At 42.0% G+C, this 18,677-nt stretch carries 12 protein-coding genes; 9 read left to right on the plus strand and 3 right to left on the minus strand.

Annotated elements, in window-relative coordinates; translation table 11 throughout:
* The first annotated feature begins 139 nt into the window (after positions 1-139).
* The 5 genes from nt5e (at position 140) to RRU92_RS03080 (ending at position 6,098) form a co-directional block, all read left to right on the plus strand.
* Positions 140-2,398, plus strand: coding sequence for a cell surface ecto-5'-nucleotidase Nt5e (gene nt5e / locus RRU92_RS03060; RefSeq protein WP_315640375.1), 2,259 nt, complete (start codon positions 140-142; stop codon positions 2,396-2,398).
* A 244-nt stretch (positions 2,399-2,642) separates the two neighbouring features.
* Positions 2,643-3,083: a zinc-dependent transcriptional regulator AdcR gene (gene adcR, locus RRU92_RS03065; RefSeq protein WP_049548547.1), complete on the plus strand. Its 441-nt coding sequence runs from the start codon at positions 2,643-2,645 to the stop codon at positions 3,081-3,083.
* Positions 3,083-3,787 carry a metal ABC transporter ATP-binding protein gene (locus tag RRU92_RS03070; RefSeq protein ID WP_001269493.1) on the plus strand — a complete coding sequence of 235 codons (705 nt, stop codon included), beginning with the start codon at positions 3,083-3,085 and terminating at the stop codon, positions 3,785-3,787. Before adcR ends, RRU92_RS03070 begins: the two co-directional genes overlap by 1 nt.
* Positions 3,780-4,586 carry a metal ABC transporter permease gene (locus tag RRU92_RS03075; RefSeq protein WP_315640376.1) on the plus strand — a complete coding sequence of 269 codons (807 nt, stop codon included), beginning with the start codon at positions 3,780-3,782 and terminating at the stop codon, positions 4,584-4,586. Before RRU92_RS03070 ends, RRU92_RS03075 begins: the two co-directional genes overlap by 8 nt.
* A 9-nt stretch (positions 4,587-4,595) precedes the next feature.
* On the plus strand, positions 4,596-6,098 hold the full coding sequence (locus RRU92_RS03080) for a zinc ABC transporter substrate-binding protein AdcA (protein WP_315640377.1): 1,503 nt from the start codon (positions 4,596-4,598) through the stop codon (positions 6,096-6,098).
* A gap of 142 nt (positions 6,099-6,240) precedes the next feature.
* Here the strand turns inward: RRU92_RS03080 and RRU92_RS03085 are convergent, their stop codons facing one another.
* Positions 6,241-7,098: a 5'-nucleotidase, lipoprotein e(P4) family gene (locus RRU92_RS03085; protein ID WP_223339512.1), complete on the minus strand. Its 858-nt coding sequence runs from the start codon at positions 7,096-7,098 to the stop codon at positions 6,241-6,243.
* Between the two features lie 430 nt (positions 7,099-7,528).
* Between RRU92_RS03085 and RRU92_RS03090 the strand changes: the two genes are divergently transcribed.
* The 3 genes from RRU92_RS03090 (at position 7,529) to RRU92_RS03100 (ending at position 15,640) form a co-directional block, all read left to right on the plus strand.
* The gene (locus RRU92_RS03090) at positions 7,529-11,131 is read left to right on the plus strand and encodes a DNA-directed RNA polymerase subunit beta (RefSeq protein ID WP_315640378.1); all 3,603 of its coding nucleotides are present in this window, start codon (positions 7,529-7,531) and stop codon (positions 11,129-11,131) included.
* Positions 11,132-11,163: 32 nt separating this feature from the next.
* A complete protein-coding gene (rpoC, locus tag RRU92_RS03095) occupies positions 11,164-14,826 on the plus strand; it encodes a DNA-directed RNA polymerase subunit beta' (RefSeq protein ID WP_315640379.1) in 3,663 nt (1,220 codons plus the stop codon).
* Positions 14,827-15,076: 250 nt separating this feature from the next.
* Positions 15,077-15,640: a sugar O-acetyltransferase gene (locus RRU92_RS03100; protein ID WP_315640380.1), complete on the plus strand. Its 564-nt coding sequence runs from the start codon at positions 15,077-15,079 to the stop codon at positions 15,638-15,640.
* A 28-nt stretch (positions 15,641-15,668) separates the two neighbouring features.
* Here the strand turns inward: RRU92_RS03100 and RRU92_RS03105 are convergent, their stop codons facing one another.
* The gene (locus RRU92_RS03105; protein WP_315640381.1) at positions 15,669-16,352 is read right to left on the minus strand and encodes a DUF4956 domain-containing protein; all 684 of its coding nucleotides are present in this window, start codon (positions 16,350-16,352) and stop codon (positions 15,669-15,671) included.
* Positions 16,345-17,121: a polyphosphate polymerase domain-containing protein gene (locus RRU92_RS03110; RefSeq protein WP_315640382.1), complete on the minus strand. Its 777-nt coding sequence runs from the start codon at positions 17,119-17,121 to the stop codon at positions 16,345-16,347. The genes RRU92_RS03105 and RRU92_RS03110 overlap by 8 nt, the downstream gene beginning before the upstream one ends.
* A 206-nt stretch (positions 17,122-17,327) precedes the next feature.
* Between RRU92_RS03110 and RRU92_RS03115 the strand changes: the two genes are divergently transcribed.
* Positions 17,328-18,563 (plus strand): carbohydrate-binding domain-containing protein, encoded by a 1,236-nt coding sequence (locus RRU92_RS03115; protein ID WP_315640383.1) that lies wholly within the window; start codon positions 17,328-17,330, stop codon positions 18,561-18,563.
* The last annotated feature ends 114 nt before the right edge of the window (positions 18,564-18,677 follow it).

An 18,677-nucleotide genomic window follows, 5' to 3' on the forward strand; every position in this document is an offset into this window, starting at 1 on the left:
ATATAGAAAAGAGTTTGAGCTTTTTGTTCAGACTTTTTTTATGAAATGTCGGATAGGTTACCTTCAAAAAGGTTAAAAGTTTTAAAATGATGCTAAATAGCGTATAATGGTAGAAGAAAGAAGAGAAAGGGATTTCAATATGAATAAACGTTTTTTGTTGCCTGTCCTATCGACAGCCCTATTAGCTCCAGCCTTTTTAGCTGGGCAAGTCTATGCTGAAGAAGCAATAACTCCTGCAGAAAGTTCAGCTGTCGTAGCGACTCCTGCTACGTCGGCGACTCCGGCTCCTGTTGATAGCCCTGCGGTACCGGAAACTTCGGCAACTTCAGAAGCAGATGCACCTGCAGAAGCTCCGTCAGCTCCTGCTGAATCTCCTAAAAGCGAAGAAAAGGACACTGTTATCTTACATACCAATGATGTGCATGGTCGTATCGTAGAAGAAAAAGGAGTAATCGGAGATGCCAAACTCGCGACAGTTATTGAGAAGGAGCGAGAAAAGGGCAACCAAACGACTCTAGTAGTGGATGCAGGTGATGCCTTCCAAGGTCTGCCGATTTCAAACTCTACAAAGGGTGAAGCTCGTGCCAAAATCCTAAACGAGATGGGCTATGATGCTATGGCTGTAGGAAATCACGAGTTTGACTTTGGACTTGACGAAGCTAAAAAATACAAAGAAATCTTGAACTTCCCACTGCTTAGCTCAAATACTTATGTTAATGGAGCTCGTCTATTTGAAGCAGCAACAATTGTTGATAAGAACAAGGATGTTGCAGGTGATGAGTTTGTCGTCATCGGTGTGACAACACCTGAAACAGCTACTAAGACCCACCCTAAAAATGTTAACGGCGTAACCTTTACAGAACCGATTGCAGAGGTTAACAAGGTTATCGAAGAAATTCAAGCTAAAGCCTTGGCAGAAGGCAAAGACTACAAACACTATGTTGTCCTTGCTCACTTGGGAGTTGATACAACAACACCAGTAGAATGGCGCGGTTCAACACTTGCAGAAGCACTTTCAAAAAATCCTCTTTTGAAAGGTAAGCGTGTTACAGTGATTGATGGTCACTCTCATACAGTAGAATCGACTACTTATGGTGACAATGTGACTTACAACCAGACAGGAAGTTATCTTCATAACGTTGGTAAAATCACATACAAATCTCGACAATTATTGGGTGATCCTTCACTCATTGCGGCTGCAGATGCTAAGAAATTGGAAGCCAATCCAAAAATTGAAAAACTTGTCAAGGACATCAAACAAAAGTATGACGCTGAAAATGCTGTAGAAGTTGTTTCAAATAGTCCAGTTGAATTGAACGGTGACCGTGAAAATGTCCGTGTCCGTGAAACCAACCTTGGGAATGTCGTAGCAGATTCTCTCTACCAGTATGGTCAAACAGGATTTAGTCATCCAACAGATATCGCTGTGACAAATGGTGGTGGCTTGCGTGAAACGATTTCCAAAGATAAGCCAATTACAAAAGGAAATGTCATTGCGGTTCTACCATTTGGAAACACAATCTCACAAATTCAAGTAACTGGTCAGCAAGTTTTTGATATGTTTGAAAAATCACTAGGATCTATCTTGCAGGTGGATAAGGCAGGAAAAACTGTCTTGGATGAAAATGGTCAACCATTGCTAGAACCAAGTGGTGGATTCTTACAGATTTCAGGAGCCAAAGTCTATTACGATACAAACTTAACTGCAGGCAAACGTGTCTTGGCTATTCAAGTGAAGAATCGTGCGACTGGTCTTTATGAAAAACTAGATTTGGAAAAAGTTTACTACCTAGCAACCAATGACTTCCTTGCAGCAGGTGGTGACGGTTACACTATGCTTGGTGGAGCTCGAGAAGAAGGCCCTTCAATGGATGCTGCCTTTGAAGATTACCTTAAAACAGCTGATTTGACTCAGTATGAAAAGGTAAATCCAAATTCACGCACGATTTCTGTGGACTCAAAAACATTTAAACTTCCTGAAGAAGGTAAAGAGCAAGATCCAGCTAAACCAGGAAAAGATTCAGCAACAGATCCGGTTAAAACAGAAAAAGATCAAGCAATAATTCCTACTCAACCAGGAAAAAATCAGGGAACAACTCCGGCTAATTCAGGAAATGATGCAACTAAGCCAGGAAAAACTCAAGAGACCACTCCAGCTAAAACTGAGAAGGACTCAGCAACAAAAACAACTCCATCAGGAAAAAATCAAGGAACAACTCCTGCCCAAACATCTACTGTAAAAGTTGATTATAAGGTTGCAGATAAATTTGTCAATAAGACAGTCGTATCAGAAAAAATACTTCCGAATACAGGTAGTGAACAATCTATTTTCATGATGCTATTGGGTATGATTCTTGGAGCGACAGCCCTCTGGACTAGCCGCAAACAAGAAAAATAATTCTAAAGGATGAAAACATCTCAGGTGTTTTCATCTTTTTTCTTGACTCCTTGCTTGGATGTGATATACTTAACTAGTAAAGGAATGGTGTGATATTCAATAAAAATCAAAGAGCAAACTAGGAAGCGAGACGCAGGCTGTACTTGAGTACGCCAAGACGAAGCTGACGTGGTTTGAATTTGATTTTTGAAGAGTATGAAAACCTTGTATTTATAGAAATTCCGTTCTGAGAAAGGAGCAAATCATGAGACAGTTGGCAAAAGATATCGATCAATTTTTAAACGAGATTATTTTAAAAGCTGAAAATCAGCATGAAATTTTGATTGGCCATTGCACGAGTGATGTGGCCTTGACCAATACCCAGGAGCATATTCTCATGCTTTTATCAGAGGAGTCGCTAACCAACTCTGAGTTGGCGCGTCGTCTCAATGTCAGTCAAGCTGCCGTTACCAAGGCTATCAAATCCTTGGTCAAGGAGGGGATGTTGGAGACATCTAAGGATCCCAAGGATGCTCGCGTTATCTTCTATCAATTGACAGACTTGGCACGACCAATTGCTGAGGAACACCACCATCATCATGAGCATACCCTCTCGACTTATGAGCAGGTTGCCACTCAGTTCACACCAAACGAACAAAAAATTATCCAGCGGTTTTTAACTGCTTTAGTAGGAGAAATCAAGTAATGAGATACATCACAGTAGAGGATTTGTCCTTCTATTATGACAAGGAACCTGTGCTTGAGCATATCAATTACAGTGTTGATAGTGGGGAATTTGTCACACTGACAGGAGAAAATGGAGCGGCAAAGACTACTCTTATCAAAGCAAGTCTAGGTATTTTACAACCGAGAATTGGTAAAGTTACCATTTCAAAGACAAATATTCATGGGAAAAAATTAAGAATTGCCTATCTTCCTCAGCAGATTGCCAGTTTTAATGCGGGCTTTCCCAGCACAGTTTATGAATTTGTCAAATCAGGTCGCTATCCAAGAAAGGGCTGGTTCCGTCGTTTGAATGCCCATGATGAAGAACACATCAAGGCTAGTTTAAACTCAGTTGGCATGTGGGAACATCGGGATAAACGCATTGGTTCTCTCTCTGGTGGGCAAAAGCAAAGAGCGGTCATTGCACGTATGTTTGCTTCAGATCCAGATATCTTTATATTGGATGAGCCGACAACAGGGATGGATGCAGGTACCAAGAATGAATTTTATGAGCTCATGCACCATAGTGCCCACCATCATGGCAAGGCTGTTTTGATGATTACTCACGATCCTGAAGAAGTTAAGGATTACGCAGATCGTAATATCCACCTTGTTCGTGACCAAGATTCGCCATGGCGTTGTTTCAATGTCCATGAAAATGATCAGGAGGTGGAACATGCTTAATCTATTTTCTTATGATTTTATGCAGCGAGCCTTTTTGGCAGTTATTGCCATGAGTCTCTTTTCACCAGTTCTTGGGACTTTCCTAATCTTGCGTCGTCAAAGTCTTATGAGTGATACTCTCAGCCACGTTTCGCTTTCGGGGGTTGCCTTTGGCTTGGTTTTAGGAATTTCTCCGACCATCTCAACTATTGCCATTGTCTTGATTGCAGCGGTCTTCCTTGAATACCTGCGTACTGTTTATAAAAGCTTTATGGAGATTGGGACAGCTATTCTCATGTCTACAGGACTTGCAGTTTCACTCATTGTGATGAGTAAGGGGAAGAGTTCTAGTTCGATGAGTCTGGATCAGTATCTTTTTGGTTCTATCGTGACCATTAGTCAAGAGCAGGTCATTGGGCTCTTTGTTATTGCAGCGGTTGTTTTAATCCTGACCTTCCTCTTTTTAAGACCCATGTATATCCTAACATTTAACGAGGATACAGCTTTTGTCGATGGACTTCCAGTGCGTACCATGTCTATTCTCTTTAACATGGTGACGGGTGTGGCTATTGCTCTTATGATTCCAGCTGCAGGGGCACTTTTGGTATCAACTATCATGGTCTTGCCGGCTAGTATCGCTTTGCGTTTAGGGAAGAACTTTAGTTCCGTGATGATTCTAGCTAGTGCCATTGGATTTCTAGGTATGGTGGCGGGACTCTATATTTCCTATTATGCAGAGACACCACCGAGTGCAAGTATCACCCTTATCTTTGTAGTTGTCTTCTTGTTAGTCAGCTTACTCAAACGTTTTATCAAATAGGAGAAGTACATGAAAAAACTAGGCCTACTTTTGGCAAGTCTTGTGACAGTCTTCTTAGTTGCTTGTTCTAATCAAAAACAGGCAGACGGAAAATTAAATATTGTCACAACTTTCTATCCTGTCTACGAATTTACCAAGCAAGTAGCAGGAGATACAGCCAATGTCGAGCTCTTGATTGGGGCAGGGACAGAACCACATGATTATGAACCATCGCCTAAGGCAGTTGCTAAAATCCAAGACGCCGACGCCTTTGTGTATGAAAATGAGAACATGGAAACATGGGTTCCCAAGCTTTTAGATTCACTAGATGCGAAAAAAGTAAAAACAATTAAGGCTACTGGAGATATGTTGCTTCTTCCAGGTAGTGAAGAAGAGGAGGACCATGACCATGGTGAAGAAGGCCATCATCACGAGTATGACCCTCATGTATGGTTGTCTCCTGCGCGTGCCATTAAGCTTGTAGAACATATCCGTGATAGTCTTTCAGCTGACTATCCAGATAAAAAGGCAACCTTTGAGCAAAATGCAGCAGCCTATATCGAGAAATTGCAAGCTTTGGACAAGTCCTATACTGAAGGACTTTCTAGTGCTAAACAAAAAAGTTTTGTGACTCAACACGCGGCCTTCCGTTATCTAGCTTTAGATTACGGACTCAATCAAGTCTCTATCTCAGGGCTTTCACCAGATGCGGAGCCGTCAGCAAGTCGCTTGGCAGAATTGACCGAGTACATCAAGAAAAACAAGATTTCTTATATTTACTTTGAAGAAAATGCCTCACAAGCCCTAGCTAATACTCTCTCAAAAGAAACAGGAGTTAAGTTAGACGTTCTGAATCCTCTGGAAAGCTTGACCGAAGAGGACATGAAAGCTGGAGAAAACTATATCTCTGTCATGGAGAAAAATCTCAAGGCCCTCAAGCAAACAACTGACCAAGCAGGGGCAGAAATTGAGCCAGAAAAAGCAGAGGAAACTAAAACCGTTCAAAATGGTTACTTTGAAGATGCCGATGTCAAGGATCGTACCTTGAGTGACTATGCTGGTAACTGGCAGTCAGTCTATCCTTTCCTTGAAAATGGAACTCTAGACCAAGTCTTTGACTACAAGGCTAAGTTGACTGGTAAGATGACTAAGGATGAATACAAGGCCTACTATCAAAAAGGCTATCAAACCGATGTATCTAAGATTAATATCACGGATAATACTATGGAATTCATCCAAGGTGACCAAAGTAAGAAATATACATACAAGTATGTCGGCAAGAAAATTTTGACTTATAAGAAAGGGAATCGAGGAGTTCGTTATCTCTTTGAAGCGACAGATGCGGATGCTGGACAATTTAAGTATGTTCAGTTTAGCGACCACAATATCGCACCAGTCAAGGCAGAGCATTTCCATATCTTCTTTGGAGGCACTAGCCAGGAAGCCCTCTTTGAAGAAATGGATAACTGGCCAACCTACTATCCAGAGAATTTATCTGGTCAAGAAATCGCCCAAGAAATGTTGGCTCATTAAGATACGATTCACATGATAAAAGCGAACAGGAAAGTTTTCTGGTTATCAGAATCCTCTCTTGTCCGCTTTTTTGAGTTTTGTCAGTTAAAGAGCTTTTGCACTTCTTTTTGTACTTATGGCCTTATTGAATACCAAGTTTTCATTACTTGTCAAAGCCTTGTAAAGCCTTTTCGCGTTCTTCTACTTGTCCCTTGGCATCTAGTTTATTACCACCGTAAACTGCTGTTTCCCATGATCCATACATTGGATTTGGGAAGATGATGAATTTTTCACCAAATTCTTTTTGCAATTCTTCAAGTTGTTTGTCACGATCAGCTTCAGAAGTCTTAGAAAAATCTGCAAAGTCTACAAGGTTATCACCAAATAGTAACACAAGATTTGTCTTTTCTTGAACCGCTTGTCGACGACCTTCTTTGGATTTTACACCACTTTCTAGGAACATGAGGTGATCACGTCCTTGTACAGGAATACCTTCGCTTTCTAGATTTTTAATGGTAGCATCTACTTGGTCGACTGAACGGTCAGAAATATAGTAGATTTGGACACCGTTTTGATCGGCAAACTGAAGAAAATCTTTAGCACCTGGGACGGCTTTTGCTGCAGCTTTTTGGACCCAAACATCCCAATTTTCAGGTGTGAATGCTGTTCCATCTTTGACATTTTGAACTTGATATGGACTGTTATCTAGGACCGTTTCGTCCAAGTCCAAAACAATCGAATAAGGCTTGTCTGATTCTGTTTTCAGTAATTCCTTTAGACGATCTGTAGCAACATTATAACCTTGTAGATACAAGGCTTTTGTTTCGGCCGCTTTTTGATACCAGAGAGTTGACATGGTATTTTCTCTAGACCGTAGTTGGTCGTAAGTCATTGTAATCTGATTGTCAGATGAGTTATTAGCGGATGTTTGTGTTTCTGTGGATTTTGTGGCGCAGCTGGTCAATAAGATGACAGATGCAAGTGCAGAAACGATTGTAACAGTGGTTTTAGCTGTTTTCATAAAATGTCTCCTGTCTATTAATTTCAATAACAGTATAGCATGAGGGAATAGTTAAGGCAAGCGTTTTCCTAAATATGGACTTGATTTTCCAGAGAAAGATGTAGATAATTAACGGATTAGAGGAAGAGAAAAATATTTTAAAACCTTGAAAAATCAAAGAAAATCAGGTATAATATAAATAATCATTTGTCGTAGGTTTTGTCTGAAATATTGTCCGGACAAGGCTCACAGCAGTTAAATCTCCTGAAAAAGTCGGATTTAGCTGCTCTTTTTGTGCTTTTTTTCAGTTTTTTTGACCTTTGTAACAAAGATTTAAAGATTCTGAAAATTAGTCGAGGGGGATAAGTTGATAGGGTGTTTAGAACCATCTAACGATAATTACTAGCTTAGATCACTAAGCTTGGAACTTTATTTAAAAAGGAGAATCATCTTGGCAGGACATGACGTTCAATACGGGAAACATCGTACCCGTCGTAGTTTTTCAAGAATCAAAGAAGTTCTTGACTTACCAAATTTGATTGAAATTCAAACTGATTCATTTAAAGATTTCCTAGACCATGGTCTGAAGGAAGTGTTTGAAGATGTATTGCCAATTTCAAACTTCACAGACACAATGGAGTTGGAATTTGTAGGCTATGAGATCAAAGAACCAAAATACACGCTAGAGGAAGCACGTATCCACGATGCCAGCTACTCAGCACCTATCTTTGTAACCTTCCGCTTGATTAACAAAGAAACTGGCGAAATTAAGACACAGGAAGTCTTCTTTGGTGACTTCCCGATCATGACTGAGATGGGTACCTTCATCATCAATGGTGGTGAGCGTATCATCGTATCACAGTTGGTGCGTTCTCCAGGTGTTTACTTTAATGATAAGGTAGACAAAAATGGTAAAGTGGGCTACGGTTCAACTGTAATTCCTAACCGTGGAGCTTGGTTAGAGCTTGAAAGCGACTCAAAAGACATCGCCTATACTCGTATCGACCGTACTCGTAAGATTCCATTTACGACCTTGGTTCGTGCGCTTGGTTTCTCAGGTGATGACGAAATCTTTGATATCTTTGGTGACAGCGATCTTGTTCGTAACACTGTTGAAAAAGATATTCACAAGAATCCAATGGACTCTCGTACAGACGAAGCTTTGAAGGAAATTTACGAACGTCTTCGTCCAGGTGAGCCTAAGACTGCTGAAAGCTCACGTAGCTTGCTAGTGGCTCGTTTCTTTGACCCACGTCGTTATGACTTGGCAGCAGTTGGTCGTTACAAAATCAATAAAAAACTCAATGTTAAAACACGTTTGCTCAACCAAACCATTGCAGAGCCATTGGTAGACCCTGAAACAGGTGAAATCTTGGTAGAAGCTGGAACAATCATGACTCGTAGCGTGATTGAGAGCATTGAAAGCCATTTGGATGGCGATTTGAACAAGATTGTCTACATTCCAAATGATGCTGCTGTAGTAACAGAGCCAGTTGTTCTTCAAAAATTCAAGGTTGTTGCACCAACTGATCCAGACCGTGTTGTAACAATCATCGGTAATGCAAATCCAGATGACAAGGTTCGTATCGTAACGCCTGCAGATATCTTGGCTGAGATGAGCTACTTCCTCAACTTGGCTGAAGGTATTGGTCGTGTGGATGATATCGACCACCTTGGAAATCGTCGTATTCGTGCTGTTGGTGAATTGCTTGCCAACCAAGTGCGTCTTGGACTTTCACGTATGGAACGTAACGTTCGTGAACGTATGTCTGTTCAAGATAACGAAGTACTAACACCACAACAAATTATCAATATCCGTCCAGTAACTGCAGCAATCAAAGAATTCTTTGGTTCTTCTCAATTGTCACAGTTCATGGACCAACACAACCCGCTTTCTGAGTTGTCTCACAAACGTCGTTTGTCAGCCTTAGGACCTGGTGGTTTGACACGTGACCGCGCTGGATATGAAGTGCGTGACGTGCACTACACTCACTATGGTCGTATGTGTCCAATCGAGACACCTGAGGGACCAAACATCGGTTTGATCAACAACTTGTCTTCATACGGACACCTCAACAAGTATGGTTTCATTCAAACACCATACCGTAAAGTTGACCGTGAAACAGGTGTTGTCACAAACGAAATCGTTTGGTTGACAGCCGATGAAGAAGATGAATTTACTGTAGCACAGGCTAATTCTCGTCTGAATGAAGATGGCACATTTGCTGAGAAGACAGTTATGGGACGTCATCAAGGGGTCAACCAAGAGTATCCTGCTAATGTTGTTGACTACATGGACGTATCACCAAAACAGGTAGTTGCCGTTGCGACAGCATGTATTCCTTTCTTGGAAAACGACGACTCCAACCGTGCCCTCATGGGTGCCAACATGCAACGTCAGGCTGTGCCATTGATTGATCCCAAAGCACCTTACGTTGGTACTGGTATGGAATATCAAGCAGCGCACGACTCTGGAGCGGCTGTGATTGCTCAGTATGATGGTAAAGTTACTTATGCCGATGCTGACAAGGTAGAAGTTCGTCGTGAAGATGGCTCATTGGATGTTTACCATATCCAAAAATTCCGTCGTTCAAACTCAGGTACTGCCTACAACCAACGTACTCTCGTAAAAGTTGGCGATATCGTTGAAAAAGGTGATTTCATTGCTGATGGACCTTCTATGGAAAATGGAGAAATGGCGCTTGGACAAAACCCAATCGTTGCCTACATGACATGGGAAGGTTACAACTTCGAGGACGCCGTTATCATGAGCGAACGCTTGGTTAAAGATGATGTCTATACATCTGTCCACCTTGAGGAATACGAATCAGAAACACGCGACACAAAGCTTGGACCTGAAGAAATCACTCGTGAAATTCCAAACGTTGGTGAAGATGCTCTTAAAGACCTTGACGAAATGGGGATTATCCGTATCGGTGCTGAAGTTAAAGAAGGGGATATCCTTGTAGGTAAAGTAACACCTAAGGGTGAGAAAGATCTTTCAGCTGAAGAACGTCTCTTGCACGCTATCTTCGGAGACAAGTCTCGTGAAGTTCGTGATACTTCTCTTCGTGTACCACACGGTGCCGATGGCGTTGTTCGTGATGTTAAGATCTTTACACGTGCAAATGGTGATGAATTGCAATCAGGTGTTAACATGCTGGTTCGAGTTTACATCGCTCAAAAACGTAAGATCAAGGTCGGAGATAAGATGGCCGGACGTCACGGAAACAAAGGGGTTGTCTCTCGTATCGTTCCTGTAGAAGACATGCCTTACCTTCCAGACGGAACTCCAGTCGACATCATGTTGAACCCACTTGGGGTGCCATCACGTATGAATATCGGTCAGGTTATGGAGCTCCACCTTGGTATGGCAGCTCGTACCCTTGGTATTCACATCGCAACACCAGTCTTTGACGGAGCAAGTTCTGAAGATCTTTGGTCAACTGTTAAAGAAGCTGGTATGGATAGCGATGCTAAGACTATCCTTTACGATGGACGTACTGGTGAGCCATTTGACAACCGTGTATCAGTTGGGGTCATGTACATGATCAAACTCCACCACATGGTTGATGATAAATTGCACGCGCGTTCAGTCGGACCTTACTCGACCGTTACCCAACAACCACTCGGAGGTAAAGCTCAGTTTGGTGGACAACGTTTCGGTGAGATGGAGGTTTGGGCGCTTGAAGCCTATGGTGCTTCAAATGTCCTTCAAGAAATCTTGACTTACAAGTCTGATGATATCAACGGACGTTTGAAAGCTTATGAAGCTATTACAAAAGGAAAACCAATTCCAAAACCAGGTGTTCCAGAATCCTTCCGAGTTCTTGTTAAAGAATTGCAATCACTTGGTCTTGACATGCGTGTCCTTGACGAAGATGATCAAGAAGTGGAACTTCGTGATCTTGATGAGGGCATGGACGAAGATGTCATCCACGTAGATGACCTTGAAAAAGCACGTAAAAAAGCTGCTGAAGAAGCAAAAGCTGCTTTTGAAGCTGAGGAAGGTGCAAAAGCGGAAGCAACAGAAGAAGCTACTGAACAAGAATAAGTAGCTCACTTAGAATAGAAAGGGAAGAAATAGTGGTTGACGTAAATCGTTTTAAAAGTATGCAAATCACACTAGCTTCTCCAAGTAAAGTCCGTTCATGGTCTTATGGAGAAGTCAAAAAACCTGAAACAATCAATTACCGTACGTTGAAACCAGAACGTGAAGGACTATTTGACGAAGTCATCTTTGGTCCTACAAAAGACTGGGAATGTGCTTGTGGTAAGTACAAACGCATTCGTTACAGAGGGATTGTTTGTGACCGCTGTGGGGTTGAAGTGACTCGTACAAAAGTTCGTCGTGAACGTATGGGGCACATCGAGTTGAAAGCTCCTGTATCTCACATCTGGTACTTCAAGGGGATTCCAAGCCGTATGGGCTTGACCCTTGATATGAGTCCTCGTGCACTTGAGGAAGTTATCTACTTTGCAGCTTATGTGGTGATCGATCCGAAGGATACACCACTTGAGCACAAATCAATCATGACAGAGCGTGAATACCGTGAGCGCTTGCGTGAATATGGCTACGGATCATTCGTTGCTAAAATGGGTGCCGAAGCTATCCAAGACCTCTTGAAACAAGTAGATCTTGAAAAAGAAATTGCTGAGCTTAAAGAAGAATTGAAGACAGCAACTGGACAAAAACGTATCAAAGCTATCCGTCGTTTGGATGTTCTGGATGCCTTTTACAAGTCTGGGAACAAACCTGAATGGATGATTCTTAACATCCTTCCGGTTATTCCACCAGATCTTCGTCCAATGTTGCAGTTGGATGGTGGCCGTTTTGCCTCATCTGACTTGAACGACCTTTACCGTCGTGTTATCAACCGTAACAACCGTTTGGCTCGTTTGCTTGAGTTGAATGCACCAGGTATCATCGTTCAAAATGAGAAGCGTATGCTTCAAGAAGCGGTTGACGCTTTGATTGACAATGGTCGTCGTGGTCGTCCGATCACAGGACCAGGTAGCCGTCCACTTAAATCATTGAGCCACATGCTTAAAGGGAAACAAGGACGCTTCCGTCAAAACTTGCTCGGTAAACGTGTTGACTTCTCAGGACGTTCCGTTATCGCCGTTGGTCCAACTCTTAAGATGTACCAATGTGGTGTGCCACGTGAAATGGCTATCGAGCTCTTTAAACCATTCGTGATGCGTGAAATCGTTGCTCGTGATATCGTGCAAAACGTTAAAGCGGCTAAACGCTTGGTGGAACGCGGAGATGAACGTATCTGGGACATCCTCGAAGAAGTGATCAAAGAACACCCAGTACTTTTGAACCGCGCACCGACCCTTCACCGTTTGGGTATCCAAGCCTTTGAACCTGTCTTGATTGACGGTAAAGCCCTTCGCTTGCACCCACTTGTCTGTGAAGCCTACAATGCCGACTTTGACGGTGACCAAATGGCCATCCACGTACCTCTTTCAGAAGAAGCCCAAGCAGAAGCTCGTATCTTGATGCTTGCTGCTGAGCATATCTTGAACCCTAAAGATGGTAAACCAGTTGTTACTCCATCTCAGGACATGGTTTTGGGTAACTACTACCTAACTATGGAAGAAGCTGGTCGTGAAGGTGAAGGCATGGTCTTCAAGGACCGTGACGAAGCTGTCATGGCTTACCGCAATGGCTATGTTCACCTTCACTCACGTGTCGGTATTGCAACAGATAGCCTCAACAAACCATGGACAGAAGAGCAAAAACATAAAGTCTTGCTTACAACTGTTGGTAAGATCCTCTTCAACGATATCATGCCAGAAGGTCTACCTTACTTGCAAGAGCCAAATAATGCTAACTTGACAGAAGGTGTTCCAGACAAATACTTCTTGCCACTAGGTGGAGATATCAAGGAAGCTATCAGCAAACTTGAGCTTAACCCTCCATTCAAGAAGAAAAACCTTGGAAATATCATCGCTGAAATCTTCAAACGTTTCCGTACGACAGAAACTTCTGCCCTACTTGACCGTATGAAGAACCTCGGTTACCACCACTCAACTCTTGCAGGATTGACAGTGGGTATTGCCGATATCCCAGTTGTTGAAGACAAGGCTGAAATCATCGAAGAATCACACAAACGTGTAGAACAAATCACTAAACAATTCCGTCGTGGTATGATCACAGACGACGAACGCTACAATGCTGTTACAGCTGAATGGCGTGCTGCCCGTGAAAAACTTGAAAAACGTTTGATTGCTAACCAAGATCCTAAGAACCCTATCGTTATGATGATGGACTCTGGAGCCCGTGGTAACATCTCAAACTTCTCACAGCTTGCCGGTATGCGTGGTCTGATGGCGGCTCCGAACGGTCGTATCATGGAATTGCCAATCCTTTCAAACTTCCGTGAAGGTTTGTCAGTACTCGAAATGTTCTTCTCAACTCACGGTGCTCGTAAAGGTATGACCGATACGGCCCTTAAGACAGCCGACTCAGGTTACTTGACTCGTCGTTTGGTTGACGTTGCCCAAGACGTGATCATCCGTGAGGATGACTGTGGAACTGACCGTGGTCTCTTGATCCGCTCTATCGCAGAAGGAAAAGAGATGATCGAGTCTCTTGAAGAACGTCTCAATGGTCGTTACACTAAGAAAACTGTTAAACACCCAGAAACTGGTGCAGTTATCATTGGTCCAAATGAATTGATCACAGAAGACAAGGCGCGTGAAATTGTCAATGCTGGTGTGGAAGAAGTGACTATCCGCTCTGTATTTACATGTAACACTCGTCATGGTGTCTGCCGTCACTGTTATGGTATCAACTTGGCGACTGGTGATGCGGTTGAAGTTGGTGAAGCGGTTGGTACAATCGCTGCCCAATCTATCGGGGAACCTGGTACACAGCTTACAATGCGTACCTTCCACACGGGTGGGGTTGCCTCAAATACCGATATCACTCAGGGTCTTCCTCGTGTCCAAGAAATCTTCGAAGCCCGCAATCCTAAAGGGGAAGCGGTTATCACAGAGGTCAAAGGACAAGTTACTGCTATCGAAGAAGATGCATCAACTCGTACTAAGAAAGTCTTTGTTAAGGGTGAAACTGGCGAAGGCGAATACGTGGTACCATTTACAGCACGTATGCGTGTCGAAGTTGGAGACCAAGTCTCTCGCGGTGCAGCATTGACAGAAGGTTCTATCCAACCGAAACGTCTCCTTGCTGTACGTGATGTCTTGTCAGTTGAAACCTACCTTCTCGGTGAAGTACAAAAAGTTTACCGTAGCCAAGGGGTAGAAATCGGTGACAAACACATTGAGGTAATGGTTCGTCAAATGATCCGTAAAGTTCGTGTTATGGATCCAGGAGATACAGATCTTCTCATGGGAACTCTTATGGACATCAATGACTTTACAGATGCCAACAAGGATGTTCTTATCGCAGGTGGAGTGCCAGCGACAGGTCGCCCAGTCCTTATGGGAATCACCAAAGCCTCACTTGAAACAAATAGTTTCTTGTCAGCAGCTTCCTTCCAGGAAACAACTCGTGTCCTTACAGACGCAGCTATCCGTGGTAAGAAAGACCATCTCCTTGGTCTTAAGGAAAATGTTATCATCGGTAAGATTATCCCAGCTGGTACAGGTATGGCACGTTACCGTAACCTTGAACCACAAGCAGTCAACGAAGAGTCTTACCTAGCATCTTCACAAGAAGAAGCTCCAGTTGATACGACTGTAGAAGAAGTCGTTGAAACTGTTGAAGTGAGTGAATAAGTAGGTGTTACTTAAGGTCTGAGATGAAAAGATTAATCATTCACTATAGATTCTTAAGAAGGATCCACTAGATAAAAAAGCGAACAAGGCAGAATTCTGATTGTCAGAAAACTGGCTTTGCTCGCTTTTTGTATTTAATGTTAGGTTTGCGTTCTACTCACATTTTCAATTCATAAAGAGCGACTTATTTTAACTTGCTCGAGATACAATACTATGCTACAATCATCTAAAAAAGCAAGGAAATTAAAACATGAAAACAGAATATCAAAAAATGATCGCGGGAGAACCCTATCACCCATTCGCCCCAGACCTCCGTTCTCTAGCACAAACAGCGCGACAAAAGCAAGCCACTTTTAATGAAGAGGTAGATCCAGTAAAAGGTATGGGAATCATCAAAGGATGGTTTGGTTCTACTGGTGAAAATCTCTATATCAATACTCGCTTGGTGGTGGATTATGGTGTCAATATTCATTTGGGAGAAAATTTTTATTCCAATTGGAATCTGACCATGTTGGACGTATGTCCGATTACTATTGGTGATAATGCCATGATTGGTCCTAATTGTCAGTTTTTAACACCTCTTCATCCGCTGGATCCCGATGAACGAAACTCGGGATTAGAATTTGGCAAACCCATCACGATTGGTAAGAACTTTTGGGCAGGTGGTGGTGTCATTGTCCTTCCGGGTGTTACTTTAGGGGATAATGTCGTTGCAGGAGCAGGAGCGGTCATTACTAAATCTTTTGGTGATAATGTAGTTCTGGCAGGCAACCCAGCACGAGTTATCAAAGAAATTCCAGTCAAAGAGAATTAAAAGAACAGCGAAATGCTGTTCTTTTTTGCTAGAGATTTTTTCTCTTTTTAGCTTTTTTAGTCAATGCCACATCGCATTCAGCAATGTTGCGTGTAAGATAGCTAGCGACTTGGAAGTCATCGGTATCAGATTTTAGCTCGACTTCATAGACGATTGTTAGATTATCACCTGCGTTAGTGCTATTAATTGTAATCATGTCAACTTCTGAGCAGAATTGGTCAAGAGTAGATTGGATAGCATCTTGAATCTTCTCTTGATTAGCTACCGTGATTGTCAAAAGTCTACGGCGTTGATTGTCAGTTTTAATCTGTTGATTTTCCAAAAGGAACCAAACACCCAAGATAAAGAGGGTGAAGAGAATAGCCAAGAAGAGATAGCCTGTTCCACAAGCTAGACCGATAATCATGGCTAGGAAAATAGCAATCAGTTCTCTTGATCCACTCGTTGCAGAACGGAAACGGATCAAACTAAAGGTTCCGGCTACAGCAATCGAAGTACCCAAGCTCCCATTGACCAGAAAAATAACCAAGGTCATAAGGCAGGGAAGCAGAGTCAAGCTGATAGCAAATTCTCTGGTGTAGAGGGTTCGATATTTGTAGGTCCAAGTAAGTGCCAAACCGAGGACTAGACTGACTAGAAGTGCCAGCAGTAGTTGGAAGGGATCTGCACTTGCAGTGGCGTTGTTGAAAATGGAATTAAATAGATTAAGCATAAGCGATACCTGCGCTTTCTATACTGGGACGTGGTGCATAAGGAAGCCCTTGAGATTTGTGGTAAGCACAACTGTATTTTGAAAATTTGTGCTCCATCAAACCATACTTGTCTAGAATGTCTTGTAACCACTGAGGTTTGTTTCCAGGTGCTTTAATCTCCATAATCACAGTATTGTCATCTAATAGAGGAGCCCCTTGATTTCCTGCGAAGAGACTGACATTTTCATCTCTATAGACTAGATTTTGGTCAATGGTGATACGAATTTTATTATAGTCGTAGCCCTCGATGTATTTTTTTTCTTTTAATGAATAACGATCGTAGTAGATGTACATACGAGGCTTGATAGCCTGCTTGTAATCTTGGTGAAGCTTTTTAACTTTTTCAATGACAACTGTATCAGTAATACTAGCATCCAAGTGCCCTTTGGTCATAAAGTTAAGGATAGAAATAGGAGTTGAGAGTAGTCTAAATTTGCGACCAACTCCTTCTTGGTCCTTGGTTTTAATTTCTAAAAATACTTGACTATCTGCTTTAGGTTGGCTGAGATAGGTCCGCATCCGAACCTTTTCTTTTCGCTTATTTCCAAAATCATCATCTTGGAGCACAGCAAAGTCTTCCGTATCAAAGTAGATATTTGAAATAGTTGAAATTGGATAGTCGTCTTCTACTAAATATTCCTTTAAATCTTGGATGAGTTTATCTAAAATTTCTTTGGAGACAACATATTTGGTTTCAATCCGTTTAAAAGTTGTTTCGATTGGTTTCATAAGTCCTTCTCCTCTTGCTTTTAGTTATACTATTTTTAAACAAGGTGAACTTGCTTGTGTTTGATTTTAGGGGGATTTTCTAAAACTTTTGTTAAATTTAACTTAATTGAAACTAAACTTAAGAAAACTTTCAGAAAAAGTTTAGGCTTCTTTTAGGAAAGATCCGTAGACTAAGAGCATGTAAAATGAAAGACGAGGAAACGAGCATGAAAGCAAAAAAATGGACATTCTTATTAACGAGTATAGCAACTCTAGCACTGGTAACAGCATGTACCCAGTCAACTTCAAATACAACAGCTAGCAATACTGCGACAACGAAAACGACATCAACTACAGAAGCTAAGAAAACTAGCTATTTTACAGACAAGGACTATGATACTTCCTATGATGAAAAGACAGCAGCAACTGTAACCTTGTCAGGATCAACAGCGGAGATATCAGGTGACGGAGTTGCCGTATCAGGATCTACCGTTACAATCTCTAAGTCAGGTACCTATGTCATATCTGGTCAATCTGACGGTGTTCAAATTAAGATCGAAGCTGGAAATTCTGATGATGTACATATCGTACTAAACGGCGCTACCATGACCAATACCAATGCAGCTATTTCTGCAACATCGGCTGGTCATGTTTACCTAACTCTAGCAGATGGCACAACCAATAGCCTCTCAGATTCTGCTTCTAATAGTGATGAAAAAGCTGATGCGGCCCTCTTCTCTAAAGTGGACTTGACCATCAATGGGAAAGGAACTCTCAATGTAGATGGTAAGAAAAACAATGCTATCAAGGCCAACGACACACTTCACATCACAGGTGGTACTTACAATATCACAGCAGTCGGAGATGCCTTTAATGTCAATGACGAACTTAACATTACTGGAACAACCATGACTATCGATGCCAAGGAAGACGGAGTTAAGGTTGATAATGATGACGATACTTCTGTAGGAACCATGTATCTCTCTGATAATACCATCACTGTTACTGCAGGGGACGATGGTATCCACGCATCAGGTGATTTGGTGATTGATAGTGGTACCTATACTGTTAAGAATTCTACAGAAGGGCTTGAAGGTAAGTCAATCACTATCAACGGTGGAGACATCACCATATACTCAACAGATGATGGTGTCAATGCGGCCAACAAAAATGCCCAACAAAGTGAAATTTTCTTCACTATGAATGGTGGGAACTTGACAGTTGAAGTTGGTCAAGGGGATACAGATCCAATTGACTCAAACGGTAATATCACAGTCAATGGTGGAACCATCAAAATGACAGGTCAAACTGGATTTGACTTTGATGGAACAGCGACCTATACAGGTGGAGATATCTACCTCAACGGTGAAAAACAAACTGAGATTGTAAATTCTATGCCTGGAGGTGGAGGGGCACCTGGAGGTGGCCCTCAAGGAAATGGAGGCCCTGGTGGACGACCATAAAAGAAAATCTCCTTTCTCGAAAGAGAAGGGAGATTTTTTTCAACTATCAACTTTCAACTTGACAAGTGAGTGGATACTCACTATAATAGTTTTATATTTCAAAAGTGAGTAAAT

It is taken from the genome of Streptococcus sp. DTU_2020_1001019_1_SI_AUS_MUR_006, assembly GCF_032340315.1.
Lineage (GTDB): Bacteria > Bacillota > Bacilli > Lactobacillales > Streptococcaceae > Streptococcus.